General features: G+C 65.9%; 18 protein-coding genes. 8 read left to right on the top strand and 10 right to left on the bottom strand.

Annotated elements, in window-relative coordinates; all coding sequences use genetic code 11:
* Positions 1–49: 49 nt before the first annotated feature.
* From ssb to ACH0AE_RS02540, 5 genes are read right to left on the bottom strand one after another with little or no spacing between them, the layout of a single operon-like run.
* Entirely contained in the window at positions 50–595 is a 546-nt protein-coding gene (ssb, locus tag ACH0AE_RS02560) for a single-stranded DNA-binding protein (RefSeq protein ID WP_294442933.1), read from the bottom strand.
* 16 nt (positions 596–611) lie between these two features.
* Positions 612–2,471, bottom strand: coding sequence for a ferrous iron transporter B (locus ACH0AE_RS02555; protein WP_406875417.1), 1,860 nt, complete (start codon positions 2,469–2,471; stop codon positions 612–614).
* A 1-nt stretch (position 2,472) separates the two neighbouring features.
* Positions 2,473–2,727 carry a FeoA family protein gene (locus ACH0AE_RS02550; protein ID WP_294442935.1) on the bottom strand — a complete coding sequence of 85 codons (255 nt, stop codon included), beginning with the start codon at positions 2,725–2,727 and terminating at the stop codon, positions 2,473–2,475.
* A 42-nt stretch (positions 2,728–2,769) separates the two neighbouring features.
* The gene (locus tag ACH0AE_RS02545; protein ID WP_406875437.1) at positions 2,770–3,411 is read right to left on the bottom strand and encodes a COQ9 family protein; all 642 of its coding nucleotides are present in this window, start codon (positions 3,409–3,411) and stop codon (positions 2,770–2,772) included.
* A 24-nt stretch (positions 3,412–3,435) separates the two neighbouring features.
* Positions 3,436–4,386, bottom strand: coding sequence for a DMT family transporter (locus ACH0AE_RS02540; protein WP_406875416.1), 951 nt, complete (start codon positions 4,384–4,386; stop codon positions 3,436–3,438).
* Between the two features lie 63 nt (positions 4,387–4,449).
* Between ACH0AE_RS02540 and ACH0AE_RS02535 the strand changes: the two genes are divergently transcribed.
* Positions 4,450–5,529 (top strand): alkene reductase, encoded by a 1,080-nt coding sequence (locus ACH0AE_RS02535; protein WP_294442938.1) that lies wholly within the window; start codon positions 4,450–4,452, stop codon positions 5,527–5,529.
* A 64-nt stretch (positions 5,530–5,593) separates the two neighbouring features.
* Here ACH0AE_RS02535 and ACH0AE_RS02530 read toward each other — a convergent pair whose 3' ends face one another.
* The 4 genes from ACH0AE_RS02530 to ACH0AE_RS02515 form a co-directional block, all read right to left on the bottom strand.
* On the bottom strand, positions 5,594–6,472 hold the full coding sequence (locus ACH0AE_RS02530; RefSeq protein WP_294442939.1) for a transglutaminase family protein: 879 nt from the start codon (positions 6,470–6,472) through the stop codon (positions 5,594–5,596).
* Positions 6,469–8,946, bottom strand: a complete 2,478-nt coding sequence (locus ACH0AE_RS02525) for a circularly permuted type 2 ATP-grasp protein (protein ID WP_406875415.1) — start codon at positions 8,944–8,946, stop codon at positions 6,469–6,471. The genes ACH0AE_RS02530 and ACH0AE_RS02525 overlap by 4 nt, the downstream gene beginning before the upstream one ends.
* Positions 8,947–9,040: 94 nt before the next feature.
* Complete coding sequence (gene ligD, locus ACH0AE_RS02520; protein ID WP_294442941.1) at positions 9,041–11,527, bottom strand: DNA ligase D; 2,487 nt, start codon at positions 11,525–11,527, stop codon at positions 9,041–9,043.
* Positions 11,528–11,552: 25 nt separating this feature from the next.
* The gene (locus ACH0AE_RS02515; RefSeq protein WP_294442942.1) at positions 11,553–12,479 is read right to left on the bottom strand and encodes a Ku protein; all 927 of its coding nucleotides are present in this window, start codon (positions 12,477–12,479) and stop codon (positions 11,553–11,555) included.
* A 99-nt stretch (positions 12,480–12,578) separates the two neighbouring features.
* Here ACH0AE_RS02515 and pdxH point away from each other — a divergent pair, with 99 nt between their 5' ends.
* The 4 genes from pdxH to ACH0AE_RS02495 all read left to right on the top strand — a co-directional run bounded on the left by pdxH (position 12,579) and on the right by ACH0AE_RS02495 (position 15,267).
* On the top strand, positions 12,579–13,163 hold the full coding sequence (gene pdxH, locus ACH0AE_RS02510) for a pyridoxamine 5'-phosphate oxidase (protein WP_294442943.1): 585 nt from the start codon (positions 12,579–12,581) through the stop codon (positions 13,161–13,163).
* Positions 13,160–14,107 (top strand): cation diffusion facilitator family transporter, encoded by a 948-nt coding sequence (locus ACH0AE_RS02505; protein WP_294442944.1) that lies wholly within the window; start codon positions 13,160–13,162, stop codon positions 14,105–14,107. Before pdxH ends, ACH0AE_RS02505 begins: the two co-directional genes overlap by 4 nt.
* 40 nt (positions 14,108–14,147) lie before the next feature.
* Entirely contained in the window at positions 14,148–14,942 is a 795-nt protein-coding gene (locus ACH0AE_RS02500; RefSeq protein ID WP_294442946.1) for a PhzF family phenazine biosynthesis protein, read from the top strand.
* A gap of 106 nt (positions 14,943–15,048) precedes the next feature.
* Positions 15,049–15,267 carry a hypothetical protein gene (locus ACH0AE_RS02495; protein WP_294442947.1) on the top strand — a complete coding sequence of 73 codons (219 nt, stop codon included), beginning with the start codon at positions 15,049–15,051 and terminating at the stop codon, positions 15,265–15,267.
* Positions 15,268–15,367: 100 nt separating this feature from the next.
* On the opposite strand, the gene mnmA is transcribed toward ACH0AE_RS02495, so the two are convergent.
* Positions 15,368–16,474, bottom strand: coding sequence for a tRNA 2-thiouridine(34) synthase MnmA (mnmA, locus tag ACH0AE_RS02490; protein WP_294442949.1), 1,107 nt, complete (start codon positions 16,472–16,474; stop codon positions 15,368–15,370).
* 161 nt (positions 16,475–16,635) lie between these two features.
* Between mnmA and ACH0AE_RS02485 the strand changes: the two genes are divergently transcribed.
* The 3 genes from ACH0AE_RS02485 (at position 16,636) to ACH0AE_RS02475 (ending at position 17,607) form a co-directional block, all read left to right on the top strand.
* Positions 16,636–16,863: a hypothetical protein gene (locus ACH0AE_RS02485; RefSeq protein WP_294442950.1), complete on the top strand. Its 228-nt coding sequence runs from the start codon at positions 16,636–16,638 to the stop codon at positions 16,861–16,863.
* 102 nt (positions 16,864–16,965) lie between these two features.
* A complete protein-coding gene (locus tag ACH0AE_RS02480) occupies positions 16,966–17,265 on the top strand; it encodes a DUF1153 domain-containing protein (RefSeq protein WP_294442951.1) in 300 nt (99 codons plus the stop codon).
* Positions 17,266–17,349: 84 nt separating this feature from the next.
* Complete coding sequence (locus tag ACH0AE_RS02475) at positions 17,350–17,607, top strand: GlsB/YeaQ/YmgE family stress response membrane protein (protein ID WP_294442952.1); 258 nt, start codon at positions 17,350–17,352, stop codon at positions 17,605–17,607.
* The last annotated feature ends 25 nt before the right edge of the window (positions 17,608–17,632 follow it).

Below are 17,632 nucleotides of genomic sequence, written 5' to 3'. Positions count from 1 at the left end.
ACGCGCCGGCGGGAAGGTTCCGGCACGCCTGGCGTCAATTCCGTGGAGCTTAGAACGGCACGTCGTCGTCAAGGTCGTCCGCGAAGCCGCCGCGCGACTGGCCGAAACCACCGGCAGCACCGCCGCCGCTGCGACTGCCGCTGCCGCCACGGTTGCCACCGCCAAAGCCACCGCCGCCGCCGCTGAAATCATCGCCGCCGCCGAAGTCATCACGGCTGCCGCCGCCGCCCCCCGAGTTCCCGCCGGGGCCGTCGAGCATGGTGAGGACGCTGTTGAAGCCTTGAAGCACCACTTCGGTGGAATACCGGTCCTGACCGTTCTGATCCTGCCATTTGCGGGTCTGCAGTTGGCCTTCGATATAGACCTTCGACCCCTTGCGCAGGAAGCGCTCGGCGACGTTGGCGAGGCCTTCGTTGAAGATTGCGACCGAGTGCCACTCGGTCTTTTCCTTGCGCTCGCCCGTATTGCGATCCTTCCAGCTCTCGCTGGTGGCGATGCGCAGGTTCACGACCTTGCCGCCGTTCTGGAACGAGCGCGATTCGGGATCGCGGCCGAGATTGCCGACGAGGATGACCTTGTTGACGCTGCCCGCCATTCAGTGATGCCTTTGTTCAGAGGCCCAGCGCAACGGCGAGCCAGTAAGTGATTCCGGCCATGATGTAAGCGGCGGCGAACAGATAGCCAACCATGAACAGCGGCCACTTCCAGCCATTTGTCTCCCGCCGGGTGATGGCGATGGTGGAGACACATTGCGGGGCGAAGACGAACCACATGAGGAAGGCGAGTGCCGTGGGCAGCGACCAGCGTTCGCGCAGCTTCTCGATGATCGTTTGCTCGCCCGAAGCCTCGTCTGGGTTGTCGACGGCGTAGGCGGTGCCGATCGCCGCGACGGCGACTTCGCGGGCGGCCATGGCGGGGATCAGCGCAAGCGCGATATCGTGATTGAAGCCGATCGGCTTCACGACGACCTCGATGCCGCTGGCGATCCGGCCGGCAATCGAATGCTCCACCTGGCTCTGGCCCTCGGTTGCGCGCGGGAAGCTGAGCAGCGCCCAGAGGATGATCGTGGTCAGTGCGATGATGGTGCCGGCACGCTTCAGGAAGATGATGGCGCGGGTCCAAAGGCCGAGCAGAATGTCGCTGAGACGCGGCATCTGGTATTTCGGCATCTCCATCATGAAGCCCGAGGAATCGCCCTTGGTGACCGTTCGACGCAGGAGAAGCGCGGCGACGAACGCGCCCGCGATGCCGGCAAGATAGAGGCCGAGGAGGATGAGGCCTTGCAGCCCGACCCCGGGCAGCACGGTCCGCGCCGGAATGAAGGCGCCGATGATGATCGTATAGACCGGCAGGCGCGCCGAGCAGGTCATCAAAGGGGCGATCAGGATCGTCGTCAGCCGATCCTTTTCGTCGCTGATCGTGCGCGTCGCCATGATGCCGGGAACGGCGCAGGCGAAGCTCGAAAGCAGGGGAATGAAGGCCCGGCCCGAGAGACCGACGCCGGCCATCAGCCGATCCATCAGGAAGGCGGCGCGGACCATATAGCCCGATGCCTCCAGCACCAGGATGAAGGCGAAGAGGATCAGGATCTGCGGCAGGAAGACGACCACCGCGCCGACGCCGGCGATGATGCCGTCGGTGATCATCGATCGCAAAAGACCATCCGGCATCGCGCCGCGGACGACCTCGTCAATCGCGGCAAAGCCGTCCTCGATCCAGCCGATCGGTGCTTCCGACCAGCTGAATACCGCCTGGAACATGACGAACATCAAGGCGACGAGCAGCAGCGGCCCGATGACCGCGTGGAGGGCGACGCTATCGAGCGCATGATTCCAGCGGCGCATCGGCGTTTCGGAGACGATAGCGGCAGCGGCAATGTCACGCGCGCGACGCTGCAGCGCGGTGAGCGGCTGGTCGGCGAGGTCTGCCGACACTGGCGCGGGGCGGTTGCCGCCGCCGTCGACCGCGGTGGTCAGTGCAGCGCGCAGCACGTCGAGGCCACGTTTGCGGACCGCGACGGTGGCGACGACCGGCACGCCCAGTTCGCGCGACAGCGCCTCGGGCGACAGGATGAGCCCGTCACGCTCGGCCAGATCGACCATATTGAGCGCGACGACCACGGGGAGGCCGAGCGCGATCAGTTGAAGCGCGAAGCGGAGGTGAAGATCGAGGTTCGCGGCGTCGACAACGACGATCAGCGCGTCGGGCCGCCGCTCCCCCGCCTGTTTGCCGAACAGCACATCGCGGGTGACCTGCTCGTCGGGCGAGGAAGGATCGAGACTGTAGGTGCCGGGCAGATCGACGAGCTCAACCGGGCGGCCGTCGTCAAGCGCTAGGCGGCCGGAGTGGCGTTCGACGGTGACGCCCGGATAATTCCCGACCTTCTGCCGTGCGCCGGTCAAAGCGTTGAACAGGGCGGATTTGCCGGCATTGGGGTTGCCGACGAGCGCGACCAGCGGAAGATTGCTCATGTCAGTCGGTCAGCACCGTGATCGCCGACGCGACGCCGCGGCGAAGCGCCACCGTCATCCGGCCGATGCGGCAGGCCAGCGGCCCGCGGAAAAGCGTCGCCCGGTGAAGGATTTCGACGTGCACACCGACGTCAAAGCCGAATTCACGCAAGCGGCGCGCCTCGGGGGGCGCGAGGCGATCCCAGGCAATGTCAGTGATCGTGGCGCGGCGGTGAACCGGGAGCGTTTCTAGCGGCAAGGAAGCAGGAGCAAGCACGCTCCTGCCCTTACCGATTCTGCGAACGATTATCAATTCCCGTCAGGCGACGGGATAGCGCAGGCGCCCGACGAAACGGCTGAGGCTGGGTCGATGCCGCGTCCGGCGGATGAAGCCGGCCTTGGCTTTCTCGATCTGCATGATGTTGTCGATGCGGCGCGAGAGGAAGGCCTTGGTATCGACGTAGCCGTCGCTTTCATCGTCGAGGAAGACGGTGATCGTTGCGGCATAGACGCCGAGCAGCATCGTCCGCTTGGTATAGTGATTATAGTCGGTCGCCGTGTCGCCGGCGGCGCGCCACATCGCATCGGCGCTGCGCCAGCCGAGCTTGGCGGCAGTGGCCACGTTCTGCGGCATGGCGAGGATGGCCAGCGCACGGCGAAGTGCCTCACGGTGAGGAGCCAGTGCGTCGAGCCGTGCCTCCACCAGCGACGTGATGCGCTGGCGGATCTTCATCACGGCAAGATGCTCTGGCGGGACGGCGAGGAGCATGGCCGCGTCGATCGATGCGAACCAGGCGTCGATCATCGCGACCGCGCCACCCTCGAACGCGAGTGCCGCGACATCGCGATCGATGCCGGCCAACTCCGCCGCCATGTCGCGCGCGGCATCGCCCCAGCCGTCGAACGCCGCATTCTCGGCGATCGACGGGGCAAGCGCGAGGCGGATCTCGTCGAGGGTCATGTCTGCGGTGTCGGTCATGCTGCCTTATACCCTTGGCGACGTCTCTTGTGCCACTCCCGCGTTTCCGGGGCGAGCGGGGGCGCGCTCCGGCGCGATGCGGACGAGGACGAGTGCGATGGCGACCAACACTGCGCCGATCACGTCGGCAAGGCCAAGCGCTTCGCCATAAACGATCCAGCCGACCGCAGCGGCGACCACCGGCTGGGTGAGCAGGGCAAGTCCGATCACCAGCGGGCTGAAGCGGCCGAGCGCATAGATCATCAACCCCTGGCCGATCACCTGGCTGAGCAAGGCGAGTGCAATCAGCGGCGTCCAGTTGGTCGGCATCACCTTTTCGCCGAGGAGTATTGCCGACAGGAGCAGCGGGAGCGTGGCGGCGGCGGACGACAGACCAAGCGCGGGCAGCGGTGCCATTGTCGTGCGCGCGCGCGACATCAGGATGAAGTATCCCGCATACAGGATGCCCGCCAGCAAGCAGAGAAGGTCGCCGACCAGGTTTTGGGGGGCGAGTTGATAGGAACGCCCCATCAGTAGCGCGGCGCCTACCGCGGCCAGCCCGAGCGCCAGGCCCTGCACCCGTGTCGGCCAGGCGCGGGCGACGAGAAAGCCGTAGAGCGGGAACACGAACGTCGCCGCATTGCCGAACAATGTGGCGTTGGCGAGCTTCGTATGGTGGATGCCGACATGCCAGCTGGCGAGATCGCCGGCGAAGAGCACACCCGATCCGACGAGGACCCAGCCGAGGCCACGGGCGCTGGCGAGGACGTGGCGTGTCGTCATCGCGGCGATGGCGAGCAACAGCGGCGTCGCGAGCGCAATCCGCCAGAAACCGGCGGCGACTGGACCCACGTCGGCGAGGCGGACGAACCAAGGCCCAAAGGCGAGCGCAAGGTTGCCGCCGAGCAGCGCGGCGAAGGCGACCGGACCACCGCTTGGCTGCGGTGTAGCTTTTCTTGGGGCAGGAGCCTCGTGCATGGTGCCACCTAACCGCCTAGATCGCGCAAGTCGCGTAGCAAAGCGCAACGGAAAGGGAGATGAATGCCAAGCCTCTTTGACCCAATCGAACTGGGCGCGATTCGCGCCGCCAATCGTATCCTCATGGCACCGCTTACCCGCACCCGGGCCGATGCGGATCATGTGCCGACCGAGATGATGATCGAATACTATCGGCAGCGGGCCAGCGCCGGGCTGATCATTTCGGAAGCGACGGGGATCAGCCGGCAGGGACTGGGCTGGCCCAATGCGCCGGGCATATGGACCGAGGCGCAGACCGAGGCGTGGAAGCCGATCACCGAGGCAGTGCACAAGGCGGGCGGCAAGATCATCGCCCAGCTGTGGCACCAGGGCCGGCTCGCGCGCCCGGACGTGAACAAGCTGCAGCCGCTGTCCGCCTCAGCAACCCGGGCGCCCTATCCGATTCCGGAGAAAAACCCCTATGGCGAGGCGCGCGCCGCGACGATCGACGAGATCAAGGAGGCGATCGAGCAATATGCCGATGCCGCGCGCAATGCGATTGCGGCCGGCTTCGACGGTGTGCAGTTGCACGGCGCCAATGGTTATCTGATCGACCAGTTCCTGCGCGACAACACGAACCTGCGCGACGATGATTACGGCGGTTCGCCCGAGAATCGTATCCGCTTCATGAAGGAAGCGGTGCAGGCGGTGATCGCGGTGGCAGGCGCCGAGCGCACCTCGATCCGCCTGTCACCCAATGGCGAGACGCAAGGCGCCGACGACAGCAACCCGCAAGCGGTGTTCATCCCGGCCGCAAAGGTGCTGGACGAGCTTGGCATCGCCTTCCTCGAGCTGCGCGAGCAATCGCCTGACGGCACGTTCGGCGCGTCGAGCGTGCCCAAGCTCAGCCCCCAGATCCGCAAGGTCTTCTCGCGCCCGCTGGTGCTGAACCAGGATTACACGCTGGAGAAGGCGCAGGCCGACCTTGATTCGGGCGTAGCGGATGCGATTGCGTTTGGCCGGGCGTTCATCGGCAACCCGGATCTGGTCGAGCGGCTGCGCACCGGGGCGCCGCTGAACCAGGACAATCCGAAGACCTGGTACACGAAGGGGCCGGAAGGTTACATCGACTATCCGGCGCTGAGCGAGCAGGCCGCCGCCTGATCGTCATCGCCTGAAGGCATCTCAGGGCCGTTCCTGCCGCCGGTGGGGGCGGCCCTGTTGTTGTTCAGGCGACGGGGGCGACGTCGACCGAGACGTCCATCTTCTGCGCGCTGGAGCCGAGCACGATGCCGTCGACAGGCGCGATCTCGGCATAATCCCGGCCAACCGCCACGATGATGTGGTCGCTCGCCATCCAGATGCCATTGGTGGGATCGAAGCCGACCCAGCCGCGCTCCGGCCCGCACCACAACAACAACCAGGCGTGGGTGGCGTCGGCGCCGACCAGTCGTTCCTGCCCCTCGGGCGGCAGGGTGCGGATGTAGCCGGAGGCATAGGCGGCAGGGAGGCCGGCGGCGCGCAGACCGGTGATCATGATCTGCGCAAAATCCTGGCACACGCCGCGCCGCTTGGCGAACGCCTCGTGCGGCGGTGTATCGACCAGCGTCGCGGTGTTATCGAACTCAAAATCGGCCTGGATGCGCCGGGCAAGCGCTATGCCGGCCTCCAACGCGTTGCGGCCGGGGTCGAGATCAGGTGCGCAATAATCGGCGATCGCGCGATCGAGTGGAATGAGCGGCGAGGGGAAGAGGTAGCTTGCCGGCCCCGCGGCGCTGAGATCGCGGCTGGCGCGGGCGAGACTGGCCACATCGCCAAGCGTCGGATCGCCGGCATCGGGCACGGGAACCAAGCGGTCGACCGCAACGCGGGCGATGCTCTCGATCGTCAGGCGGCGGACGGGTTCGTCCACCACCAGCCGCGTGACATGCGCGAGGCCGGCCTCGGCGCGCGCAGGAGTGGTGCGGCCGGCGGGCGAGACGTGGAGAGCATAAGATTCCACCCGCTGCCCCGGCCAGTCGATCGGCTGGAGCCTGAGGTTGCACCGCGCGAACTTGACCTGCGCCCCGTAATCGAAGCGCGTCACATGGACGATGTCGTAAATCACGCGAGCGTCAGGCCTCCGGCGCGCAACGGCTCGGCGCCCTGCAGGAAATAGCGACGCGCAATGGCATCCGAAAGGCCGGCGAGATGCTGTTCAATCCGGCTGAGGGTTTCCCAATCGAGGGTGGCGGCCTGGGCGATCGACACCATCGCCTTCAACTCGGTCGCTTGCGTCTGCTGCGGCTCGGCCATGCCATCATCGTTCAGCGTGGGAAGCGCGGCGAGATGCTCACAGATACGCTCTACCTGGAACGCGAGCGCGCGCGGATTGCCGGGATCGAGCACCACGAGGTCGATGACCGGCACACGGGCGAGGCCAGTGAGATAACGCTGGCGATAGCTGATCTGGCTGTCGGCAAGATCAAGCAGGGTGGAAAGATCGTCGAGCGAGGCGCCGGGCATGCCGAAGGTGCGAACGGCGCGCGCGATGGCCGCGGCGCGCTCGACCCGGCGGCCGAGATCGTGGAAGCGCCATGCGGCGGTGCGGCTCATATGTTCCGCCGACAGGCCGGCGATCGCGGCGTAGCGGCGCTGAAGCGAGCCGGCGCGATCGAGCATGCCGCGATGCGTGGGGAAAGGCGCGTCGAGCAGGCGTACCATGTCTGCCGACAGGCGGTCGCGGGAGCCTTCGCCGACGCGGCGCGCCTGTCGGTTGATCTCCGCGACCGACTGCCAACCGTCGCCGGCCTCCATGGCGGTGCGCGCCATCTGGCGTAGATCAGCGCGAGTTAGCGAAGGCGGAGCAGGGGCTGCGCCGGATGTCGCGACCAGATTGGCGAGGCGGCTGACGGTATCCGGGCCGAGCGCCGCGCCGCCATCGGCGTCGATCGAGTTGCCGAGCATGACGCGGATGATCGCGAGCAGAGCCTCGCCGCGCTCCAGATAGCGGCCAAGCCAGTAAAAATTGTCGGCAACGCGGCTTGGCAATGTGCCCGGATTGCGACGCACATGGTGCGAATCCGGTGCCGGAAGGAGCGAAATGGGCGCGACTGGTACCCGCCCGTGCACGACCACATCGGCCGACCAGCTGCCTTCGCCCATGACCGCGGCGCGCGGATCGGGATGCTCGCCGATCCGCGCGAAGCCGCCGGGCAGCACCGTCCAGCTGCCATCCGCGCCGCGCGCGGCGAAGACCCTCAGGGTGAAGGGGCGGGCAACGAGCGTGTCGCCGGCCACCACCGGCATCGTGGAGAGACGAACCACTTCCTGCCCGACATAATCCTGTGGACGGCGCGCCATATCGGCGAGAAGTGCGGCGCGCTGATCAGGGGAGAGATCGCTGCCGGTGACGGGGGCGTCCGCGGGCAGGCCGAGCGTGCCGCCGCCGAAGGCCGGTGCGATCTGCAGGTTGGTGAGATCCTCCTCGACCCGCTCGCGCTCCGACGGCTGCCCGCACCACCAGGTGGCAATGTTGGGCAGCGTCAAGTCAGCGCCGGTGAGCCGGGTGGAGAGTTGCGGCAGAAAGGCGTTCCACGCGGTTGCTTCCAGCACGCCGACGCCCGGCGCGTTGGATAGGACGACGTTGCCGGCGGCATAGGCGTCGATCAGGCCAGGGACGCCGATCTGCGAATGGGTGTCGAACGCCAACGGATCAAGGAAGCGCGGATCGAGGCGGCGCCATAAAGCATCGATCCGCTTCAGCCCGCCGATGGTGCGGATATAGACCTTGTCCTCAAGCGCGGCGAGATCGGCGCCCTCGACGAGCAGGAAGCCGAGGTAGCGCGCGAGATGCGCCTGTTCGGGGTAGCTGGGATTGTAACGCCCGGGCGTGAGGAGGCCGATGCGCGGATCGGCGCGGCGGCAGAGCGCGGCAATGCCATCACGAAAGGCGGCGAAGAAGGGCGCGTGACGGGCGACGTTGAGCCGCGCCTGGAGACCACCCAGAGTGCGGCTGATCGCTAGCCGGTTCTCCAGCGCATAGCCGGCCCCGGCGGGGGTGCGCAGGTGATCGGCAAGGACGCGCCATTCGCCGGTCGGGCCACGGCCGAGATCGACCGCGACGAAATGGAGGTGGTGGCCACCGGGCGGGGCCAGCCTGACGAGCTGTCGAAGGAAGAACTGGCTACCCGTGACAAGCGCTGCGGGAATGAGGCCGCGCTGGACGAGCTTCGCCTCGCCATAAAGATCGCTGAGGATCGTTTCGAAGAGCGAGGCGCGCTGCACCACGCCGCGTTCGATCCGGGCCCATTCGTCGCTGTCGATCAGCAGCGGGACGGGGGAAACCGGCCAGGGACGTTCCTCGGCCTCACCCGGGATGCGAAAGCCAGTGCCCATGTCCGCGGCGTGCCGCTGGACGCGTTCACGCGCATGGCCGAGGTCGTCGCCAACGACGCCGGCCAGCTCCTCGAGCATGGCGAGCCAAGGTGCCTTGTCGGCGCTGCACAGCACATCGCCGCCGGCCCCGGCGTGCGTGCAGTAATCGTCGACCCAGCGGCGCGCGTGCGTCGCGGCATCGAACAGGGCAGGCTGCGTCGCCACGTCGTCGGGCTCCCCCCAATCAGCGCGGCGGACCCTAGCTGCGCGCAACCCAGGTGCAATAACTAAGTCGCTGGTGCCCGTTCGCCGTCGCTATTCAGAGATCGGGGAGCGTCTGATCGGCCACACCCCAACCGGCCAGCGCGCGGCTGCCAGCGCGCGCGATCAGTTCGTCCCCGTCCGTGACGTGCCAGCGCGCGGCGGTGTCGATGTCGCGAAGCTCTGTCCACGAGACGGGGGCGGCGACGGGCGCGCCGGCGCGGGCGCGGGCGGCATAGGGCATGATTGCGGTGGCGCCGCGCTGGTTGCGCAGCCAATCGATGAAGATCCGGCCCTTGCGCTTCGCCTTCGACATGGTGGCGACGAAGCGGTCGGGCTCCGCCTGCGCGAGGGCGCGCGCGAAGCGATCGGCAAAGCTCTTCACTGCCGGCCAATCGGCCTTTGGCGTTAGCGGCACGACGACATGGACGCCCTTGCCGCCCGAGAGCATGGGGAAGCTGACGAGGCCGACTTCGGCAAGCTGGTTCTTGAGGTGCTCCGCGGCCTTCTTGGTGTCGCCAAAATCCAAGCCCTCGTCGGGATCGAGATCGAACACCAGCCGGTCGGGCTGCTCGAGATGATCGATGGTCGAGCCCCAGCCGTGGAACTCGATCGTGCCCATCTGGATGCAGGCGACTAGGCCGTCAGCGTCATCGACCCACAGGTAATTCTCCGTCGAGCCGTCCTTTTCCGTGACCGGCACTTGATGGACGTGTTCCCCAAACGAGCCAGCGTCATGTTTCTGGAAGAAGCATTTCTTGGCGCGCCCCTGCGGGCAGCGGACGAGGCTGATGGGGCGGCGTGCGGACCAGGGCAGCATGATCGGCGCGACCTTCGCGTAATAGTCGGCGAGGTCGCCCTTCGTCACACTTGATTCGGGGAAGATCAGGCGATCGCGGCTGCTCACCTTCACGCTGACTTCCGGTGCCGCGGCGGCGGCAGGAAGCGGCTGCGGCGTTTCGATCACCACGTCCTTCGCGTCCTTGTCACCGCGCAGGCCAAGGAAGCTCGGGTGGCGCAGCACGTTATCCGGCGTCGTCTCGGTATAGGCGATCTCGGCGACGAGCTTCGGCGTGACCCAGTGCGCGCCGCGGACCGCCGCGCGCAGGTTTCGCGGCACCTCGACGGTCGGCGTCTTGCGTTTGAGCTTCGCAAGCTTCTCGCCAAGATCGATCATCAACTGGTTGGAAAAGCCTGTGCCCACCTTGCCGGCGTAACGCAGCTTGCCATCCTCATGCACGCCGAGCAGCAGCGAGCGGAAGCCGCGCGACTTGTCCGATGGTGTCCAGCCGATGATGATGAACTCCTGCCGGCGGGTGCATTTGATCTTGAGCCAGGCCTTGGTGCGCCCCGAACGATAGGGGGCATCGGCTTGTTTGGAGACGACGCCCTCCAGCCCCTGTTCGCACATCGTGTCGAGCAGTTTCTCGCCCGAGCCGATGACGTGCTCGCTGAACTGGATCCGGTCTGCGCCGGGGATGAGCGGGCGCAGCCGCTCCTTGCGATCGATCGTCGGAAGCGCGCGCAGATCCCCGCCATTCAGCTCCAGAAGGTCGAAGGCGAAGAACGTCATGTCGCCGCCGGCGGAGATCGCGTCCTTCAGCGTCGAGAAATCGGGTCGGCCATCCTTGAAGGCGACGATCTCCCCGTCGATCAGCGCATCCTCGACATCGAGCGTGGCGGCTGCCTCCGCAATGGCGGCGAACTTGTCCGTCCAGTCGAGGCCGTTGCGGGTATAGACCCTGGCCGAGCCGCCGCCGATCGCGATCAGCGCACGATAGCCGTCGTATTTCACTTCGTGCAGCCAGTTGCTGCCGGCGGGGACTGCATCGACCAGGGTGCAGAGTTGGGGCTCGTGAAAGGCGGGGGGCGTGCCGGAGGCTTTTCGTGACGCCCTGCCTGCGCGCTTTGCGGACGCCTTTCCCTTAGCCGGCTCCGTCCTGGCTGTTCGCTTGGTCTTTGCAGGCGGTTTCTTGCCCTCGGCGATCTCCTGCATCGTGCGACCGGTCTCGATGCTGGTGAGTGCGGTCTCGACCAATGTGTCGGTGCCGCCGGCATTGGCATCATCGATCTTGCGAAGCAGCCAGTTCTCGTTCTTCTCCTTGCCGCGCGGCTTCAGGCGGATGAGCAGCCATTCGCCCTTCATCCGCTCGCCATCGAGGACGAAGTGGAGATGGCCCTTTTCCAGATCCTTGGGCGATTTGCCCTTGATCACGGACCAGGTGCCGCGATCCCACAGCATCACGGTGCCGCCGCCATATTCGCCCTTCGGGATGGTGCCTTCGAAGGTTGCGTAGCTGAGCGGGTGATCCTCGGTGCGGACGGCGAGGCGTTTCTCGTTCGGATCGAGGCTGGGCCCGCGCGTTACTGCCCAGCTCTTGAGGACGCCGTCGAGCTCCAGCCGGAAATCCCAGTGGAGGCGTGTCGCATCATGCTTCTGCACCATGAAGCTGTTGCCGTTGCCGGGCGCAAGCGTGCCGGCAGGCTCCGCCGTCTTCGAGAAATCGCGCTTGGCATTGTAGCGGGCAAGAGGATCGGTGCTCATGCGACCTCTCCCGGGCAGCGCGCGATCACGCCCGCTTCCTCGCCGGCGCCTTCTTGGCCGTGGTGGTCGACGAGGCCGCGCGCGTCGCCGGCTTCTTTGCCGGAGCCTTTTTCGCGGTCGGCTTCTTTGTGGTGGATTTGGCGGCAGGCGCGCTGCCGCCGCTCTTTTCCATCGATTTCTTCAGCGCCGCCATGAGGTCGACGACGTTCGAGGCGGAGCGGCCGCCGCCGCTGTCCTTGTCCTCGATGATCTTGCGATTGCTCTTCTGCTTGCGCTTGCGCTCGATGAGGTCCTTCAGCGCATCGACGTAGCGATCGTGGAATTCCTTCGGATCGAAGGCTCCGCTCTTCTTCTCGATCAGCGCCTCGGCGAGTTCGAGCAGATCCTCGTCCGGTTTCGCGTCGGGAATGTCGCGGAAGTAGCTTTGCGCGCGGTTCACTTCGTCGGCGTAGCGCAGGGTTTCGAGGATCATCCCGCGGCCGCACGGCTTCAGGCTGACGACATACTCGCGGCCGCGCATCGCGAGTTGACCGAGCCCGACCTTCTTCGTGCGGCGCAGCGCCTCCCGCAGGACGATGAAGGCTTCTTCCGCCAGATCGTCCGCCGGGACGACGAAATACGGTTTCTCGTAATATAGGACGTCGATGTCGGTGGCGTCGACGAACTGGGTGAGCTCCAGCGTCTTCTTCGATTCGAGTTTCACCGAATCGATCTCGTCCTGATCGAGCAGAACGTACTCGCCCTTTTCGATCTGGTAGCCCTTCACGATATCGTCCGGGTTCACTGGGCCGACGCCGTCCGCGACCTTTTCGTAATGGATCGGCTGACCGCTTGGCTCATGGATCTGGCGGAAGGAGACCGCGGCGCCAGACTTGGTGGCGGAGTAGATCTCGACCGGGATCGATACCAGGGCGAGCCTTATCTGTCCCTGCCAATAGGCGCGCGCCGCCATGGTTGCTGCCCCTGTCCTTGAAAACTGTCGTTGCGAGGCCGATTCAATTCACGGACGCGGGAGTCGTTCCGCGAAGCATCCGGTGCTAAGGCGCGCGGCATGGCCGATGATCCCTTCACGCTGTTCGAGACCTGGTTTGCCGAAGCGCGCGAGAGCGAGCCGAACGACCCCAATGCGATGGCGCTCGCCACGGCGGATTCGCGTGGGCGGCCGTCGGCGCGGATGGTGCTGCTGAAGGGGCACGGGCCGGACGGCTTCGTCTTCTACACCAACCGCGAGAGCCGAAAGGCGGCGGACCTGGCGGAGAACATGCAGGCGGCATTGCTGTTTCACTGGAAATCGCTTCGCCGACAGGTGCGGATCGAGGGCGTGGTGAGCCTCGTGAGTGATGCCGAGAGTGACGCCTATTTCGCGTCCCGCGGTCGCGACTCGCAGCTTGGCGCCTGGGCCTCCGAACAATCCCGTCCGCTTGCCGCGCGATCAATCTTCGAAGGGCGTTTCGAGGCGATGCAGTTCCGCTTCGAGGGGCATGACGTGCCCCGGCCGCCGCACTGGGGCGGCTATCGCGTCGTGCCCGACCGGATCGAGTTCTGGCAGGATCGCGCGCACCGCCTACATGAGCGGCGACTATTCACGCGCGCCGATGCCGGGGCGGACTGGACCGAGGGCCTGTTGTACCCATGACACGTGACGAACGCCGGCGCGTCATTCCGCTTGCGATGCGCGCGGCGCTGGCGAGCGTCGCGACCGCCTTTTTCCTGCTGGTGATGAAGGGCTATGCAGCCTGGCACACCGGGTCGGTGGCGATGCTGGGCAGCCTTGCCGATACCGGGCTCGACCTTCTGGCGAGCCTGGTGACGCTGTACGGTGTGAAGCTGGCGGCAGAGCCGGCGGATCACGATCATCGCTTCGGCCACGGCAAGGCGGAGGCGCTGGCGGCGCTGTTCCAGGTGGTGCTGATCACCGCGTCCGCCATCGGCATCGCGGCGCGGGCGATCGAGCGCTTTACCAACCCGCAGGTGAACGAGGATGCGGCGCTCGGCATCGGCGTGTCGGTCGTGGCAATCGTCGCTACCTTCGCGCTGCTCGCCTATCAGCGGAGCATCATCCGCAAGACCGGATCCGTCGCGATCCTGGCCGACAATGTCCATTACCAGTCGGACGTGCTGCTCAACGTCGCAGTGATCGCCGCGCTTGTGCTTGACCAGTTCGCGGGGCTGTCAGGCGCGGATCCGGTGTTCGGCATCGCGATTGCGCTGTGGCTGGCATGGGGTGCGTTCAAGGCTTCGAGCCAGGCGATCGACATGCTGATGGACAAGGAATGGCCGGACGAGCAGCGCGCTGCCTTCATCGAGGTTGCCGCGCGCCAGCCGGGCATCCGCGGCATCCATGATTTCCGCACGCGGCGCGCGGGGACGCATGAGTTTGCCCAATTCCACATGGAGGTAGATCGCAACCTGACGGTGGCAGCGGCGCACGACATCGTCGAAAGCGTCGAGCGCCGGCTGCGCGACGTGTTCCCGCGCGTCGAGGTGCTGATCCACCTCGATCCCGAGGGACATGTCGATACCGATAATCCGCTAGTGGAGGCGGATGTGACGCCGCACTGGTTCGGCAAGCGGGTCTAGCGACCCGCCCCCGGCGGCGCAGGAGAATGAGCGGGAACGTATGAGAATTCCATTTGCGCAGATCGATGCGTTTGCCGACGCGCCGTTTACCGGCAATCCGGCGGCGGTGATGCCGCTGTCGTCTTGGCTGGACGATGCCACGCTTCAGAGCATCGCTAGCGAGAACAACCTGTCCGAGACGGCCTTCATCGTGCCGGCGAGCGGTGAAGACGCGGATTTCGAGTTGCGCTGGTTCACCCCGGCGGCCGAAGTCGCGCTATGCGGCCATGCGACGCTCGCCAGCGGGCATTTCGTGCTGTCGTCCGACCCCACGCTGGACGTCGTTCGTTTTTCGACGCGGCAGGCCGGGGTGCTGGAAGTCGCGCGGCGTGGGGCAGGGTACGAAATGGCGCTGCCCGCTTGGACGCCGCATCCCAAGCCGCTCGACGCGATCGTCGCGGCGTTGGGTGTGACGGCGCGAGAGACGCTTTGGCACGACAAAGGCTATGCGCTGGTCGTGGTCGAGGACGACGCGGCGGTGCGGGCAGCGACGCCGGACGGACGCGCGGTGAAGGCGCTGGGCCCTTATGTGCTGATCGTCGCCGCGCGCGGCGATACGGCGGATATCGTCAGCCGGGTGTTCACCGACTATTTCGACATTCCGGAGGATCCGGTGACCGGGTCAGCACATGCGGTGATGGTGCCGTATTGGGCGGAGGTGCTCGGCCGCGACAGCTTCACGGCTTATCAGGCGAGCGCGCGGGGTGGGCGACTGGGATGCCGGCTTGCCGGTGATCGCGTGCTGCTGACGGGCGCGTGTGTCACCACGATCGAGGGGGCGTTTCTGCTGCCGTGAGTACAGGCGGCAACGATCACGCTTGAATTCCTACTTCATCCATGTAGATTGATTCGGGACGCGGCGGATCGTCGCGATGCGATCTCATAATGAGGGGGAAATGCGGATGAAGAAGCTCGTTTCCGGATTGGCGATTGTGTTGGTGTCTGCCGGCCTTGCTGCATGCGGTTCGCCGGCCAATGACGCGGGCGGCAACACCGTGATCAGCAATGAAACGGTGCTCGACGACGAGATTCCCGCGGACGACAATCTGACGGTTACCGACAACGGCCTCGTCGGTAACGATCTCGATCTCGGCAACGATATCGCGACCAACGCGCTGTGATGCTTGGCGGCGCGGGTCGATCGCGCTGCGGCGATTTTCCGCCCGGATAGCTCCCAGGCGAACCTAGGGCCCGGCGCCACTCGCGTCGGGCCTTCTTCTGTCAGGCGGCGAGAAGCGCCGGCTCGGTCGCGGCGATCCAGCCGCCGCCGAGGACGCGGTTTCCGGCATAGAGCACGGCGGCCTGCCCCGGGGAGACGCCATATTCGGGCGATCCGAATACCAGCCGGTCCCCGTCGAGGCGCGCGGGCACGGGCTTTGCCATGGAGCGCACCTTCGCACTGAGCGGCCCATCAAGCGGGCCGAGTACGTTGAGATCGGTCAGCCGGGCCGCAGATACGGCGAGCGCGGCACGCGGACCAACTACGACACGGTTCTCCTCCGGCTCGAGGCGAACGACGTAGAGCGGCTCTGCCTGGCCGCCGATCTCCAGCCCGCGACGCTGGCCGACGGTGTAATGAATGATGCCGGCATGGCGGCCGAGTTGGCGACCCGCGAGGTCGACGATCTCGCCATCCTGCGCGGCTTCAGGGCGGAGCTTCTTGACGAGGCCGGCATAGTCACCGTCCGGCACGAAACAGATGTTTTGGCTGTCGGGCTTTGCTGCAACGCCTAGATCCATTTCGGCGGCAATCGCGCGGACCCGATCCTTGGGCATGCCGCCCAGCGGGAAGCGCAGGTAATCGAGTTGAGCGCGGGTGGTGGCGAAGAGAAAATAGCTCTGGTCGCGCGCAGGATCGATCGCGCGGTGCAACTCGGCCCCTTCAGCGCCCATCAGGCGGCGGACATAATGGCCGGTGGCAAGGCAGTCGGCGCCGAGATCGTGGGCGAGCGCGAAAAGATCGGTGAACTTCGGCCCCATGTTGCACTGGACGCAGGGAATTGGTGTTCGTCCGGCGAGATACTCGTCGGCGAACCGATCCACCACCTGGCTGCGGAAGCTCGTTTCGTGATCGAACACGTAATGGGCGATCCCCAGTCGATCGCACACGGCGCGCGCGTCTCGAATGTCGCGGCCCGCACAGCAGGCGCCAGGCCGCGCCGTCGCCTCGCCATGATCATACAATTGCAGCGTGATGCCGATCGTCTCGGCGCCGCTCGCCGCGGCAAGCGCGGCCACGACCGAGCTGTCGACGCCGCCGGACATGGCGACAACGATGCGGCGGCCGGCAAGATCGGGGCCGAGCTGGAAATCTGCGATATCGTTCACGATCCCCTATCTAGGACGGGGGGGCGGGAGGCGAAAGCCGGACGAACCGACCTAACGCCGCGCCATGCCGCAAAAATTCTTCCGCCGCGGTTTACGGTGCCTTCACCACGTTGACCTAGACCGATGCAGCCAAAGGACACTGCACAGGAACAAAGCACCGCGTGGATCTGAGTTTCACCCGTTTCGACCGCCACAGCCCCATCGTCACGCTGCCAACCGACCTGGCGGTGCTGATGGTGGAAATGACTGCGCGGCAGGCGGCTTCTCCGACGGCGACAATTTACGCCAAATCGGCGCGAATTAGGCTCGATTCGGCGCTTTTTGCCCCTGTCGATGGTGCGTTTAATGGCCCTATGGCCAAGGCGATGGCACGGTGGAGTGACGAATGAAGAGGCTGTTTACCGTTGGCCTTTAGTGGCCGTTCAACCGTGCAGTCGCATCAAGGCTGCGGGACTGGAGAGGGGGCCCCCGCCCCGAACCGAGGTTAAGGAATGATCGAGAATCAGAAAATTCGCCCGGCACGAGTGATTGGCCCGCTAGGCGAGCCGCTGACGCTCGACAGCCTGCCGCCGGCGAACACCACGCGCTGGGTCGTGCGGCGCAAGGCCGAAGTGGTGGCCGCCGTTAATGGCGGTCTGCTGACCGTCGACGAAGTGTGCCAGCGGTACAATCTGACCGTCGAGGAATTCGCCAGCTGGCAGCGGGCGATCGACCGTTCCGGCATGCCGGGACTGCGGGTGACGCGGATCCAGCATTACAAGTCGTTGTACGAGCGCCAGCAGAAGTTCTGATACGCGGGCGGAACAAGAGGGCCTTGTCAAGAGTATTTTCCCCAGCGCCCGGCCGTTCGGGCCGTTAACGCAGGGGAGTTAGTTATGGGTATCATTCTCTGGTTGATCGTCGGCGGTGTGATCGGCTGGCTGGCCAGCATCATCATGCGCACGGATGCTCAGCAGGGCATCTTTCTGAATATCGTCGTGGGTATCGTCGGCGCCTTCATCGGTGGCCTGATCGTTTCGGGTGGTTCGATCAATAGCGCGCCGCTGACCCTGACGTCGTTCCTGGTGTCGCTGCTTGGTGCGATCGTCCTGCTCGGGATCGTCAACCTCGTTCGTCGTGGTAGCGTGCGTTAATCAGCGCAACGCTCCAGTACTAGAA

It is taken from the genome of Sphingomonas sp. 179-A 2A2 NHS (assembly GCF_045371305.1).
Lineage (GTDB): Bacteria > Pseudomonadota > Alphaproteobacteria > Sphingomonadales > Sphingomonadaceae > Sphingomonas.
This window is presented reverse-complemented; position numbering and strand designations above follow the sequence as displayed.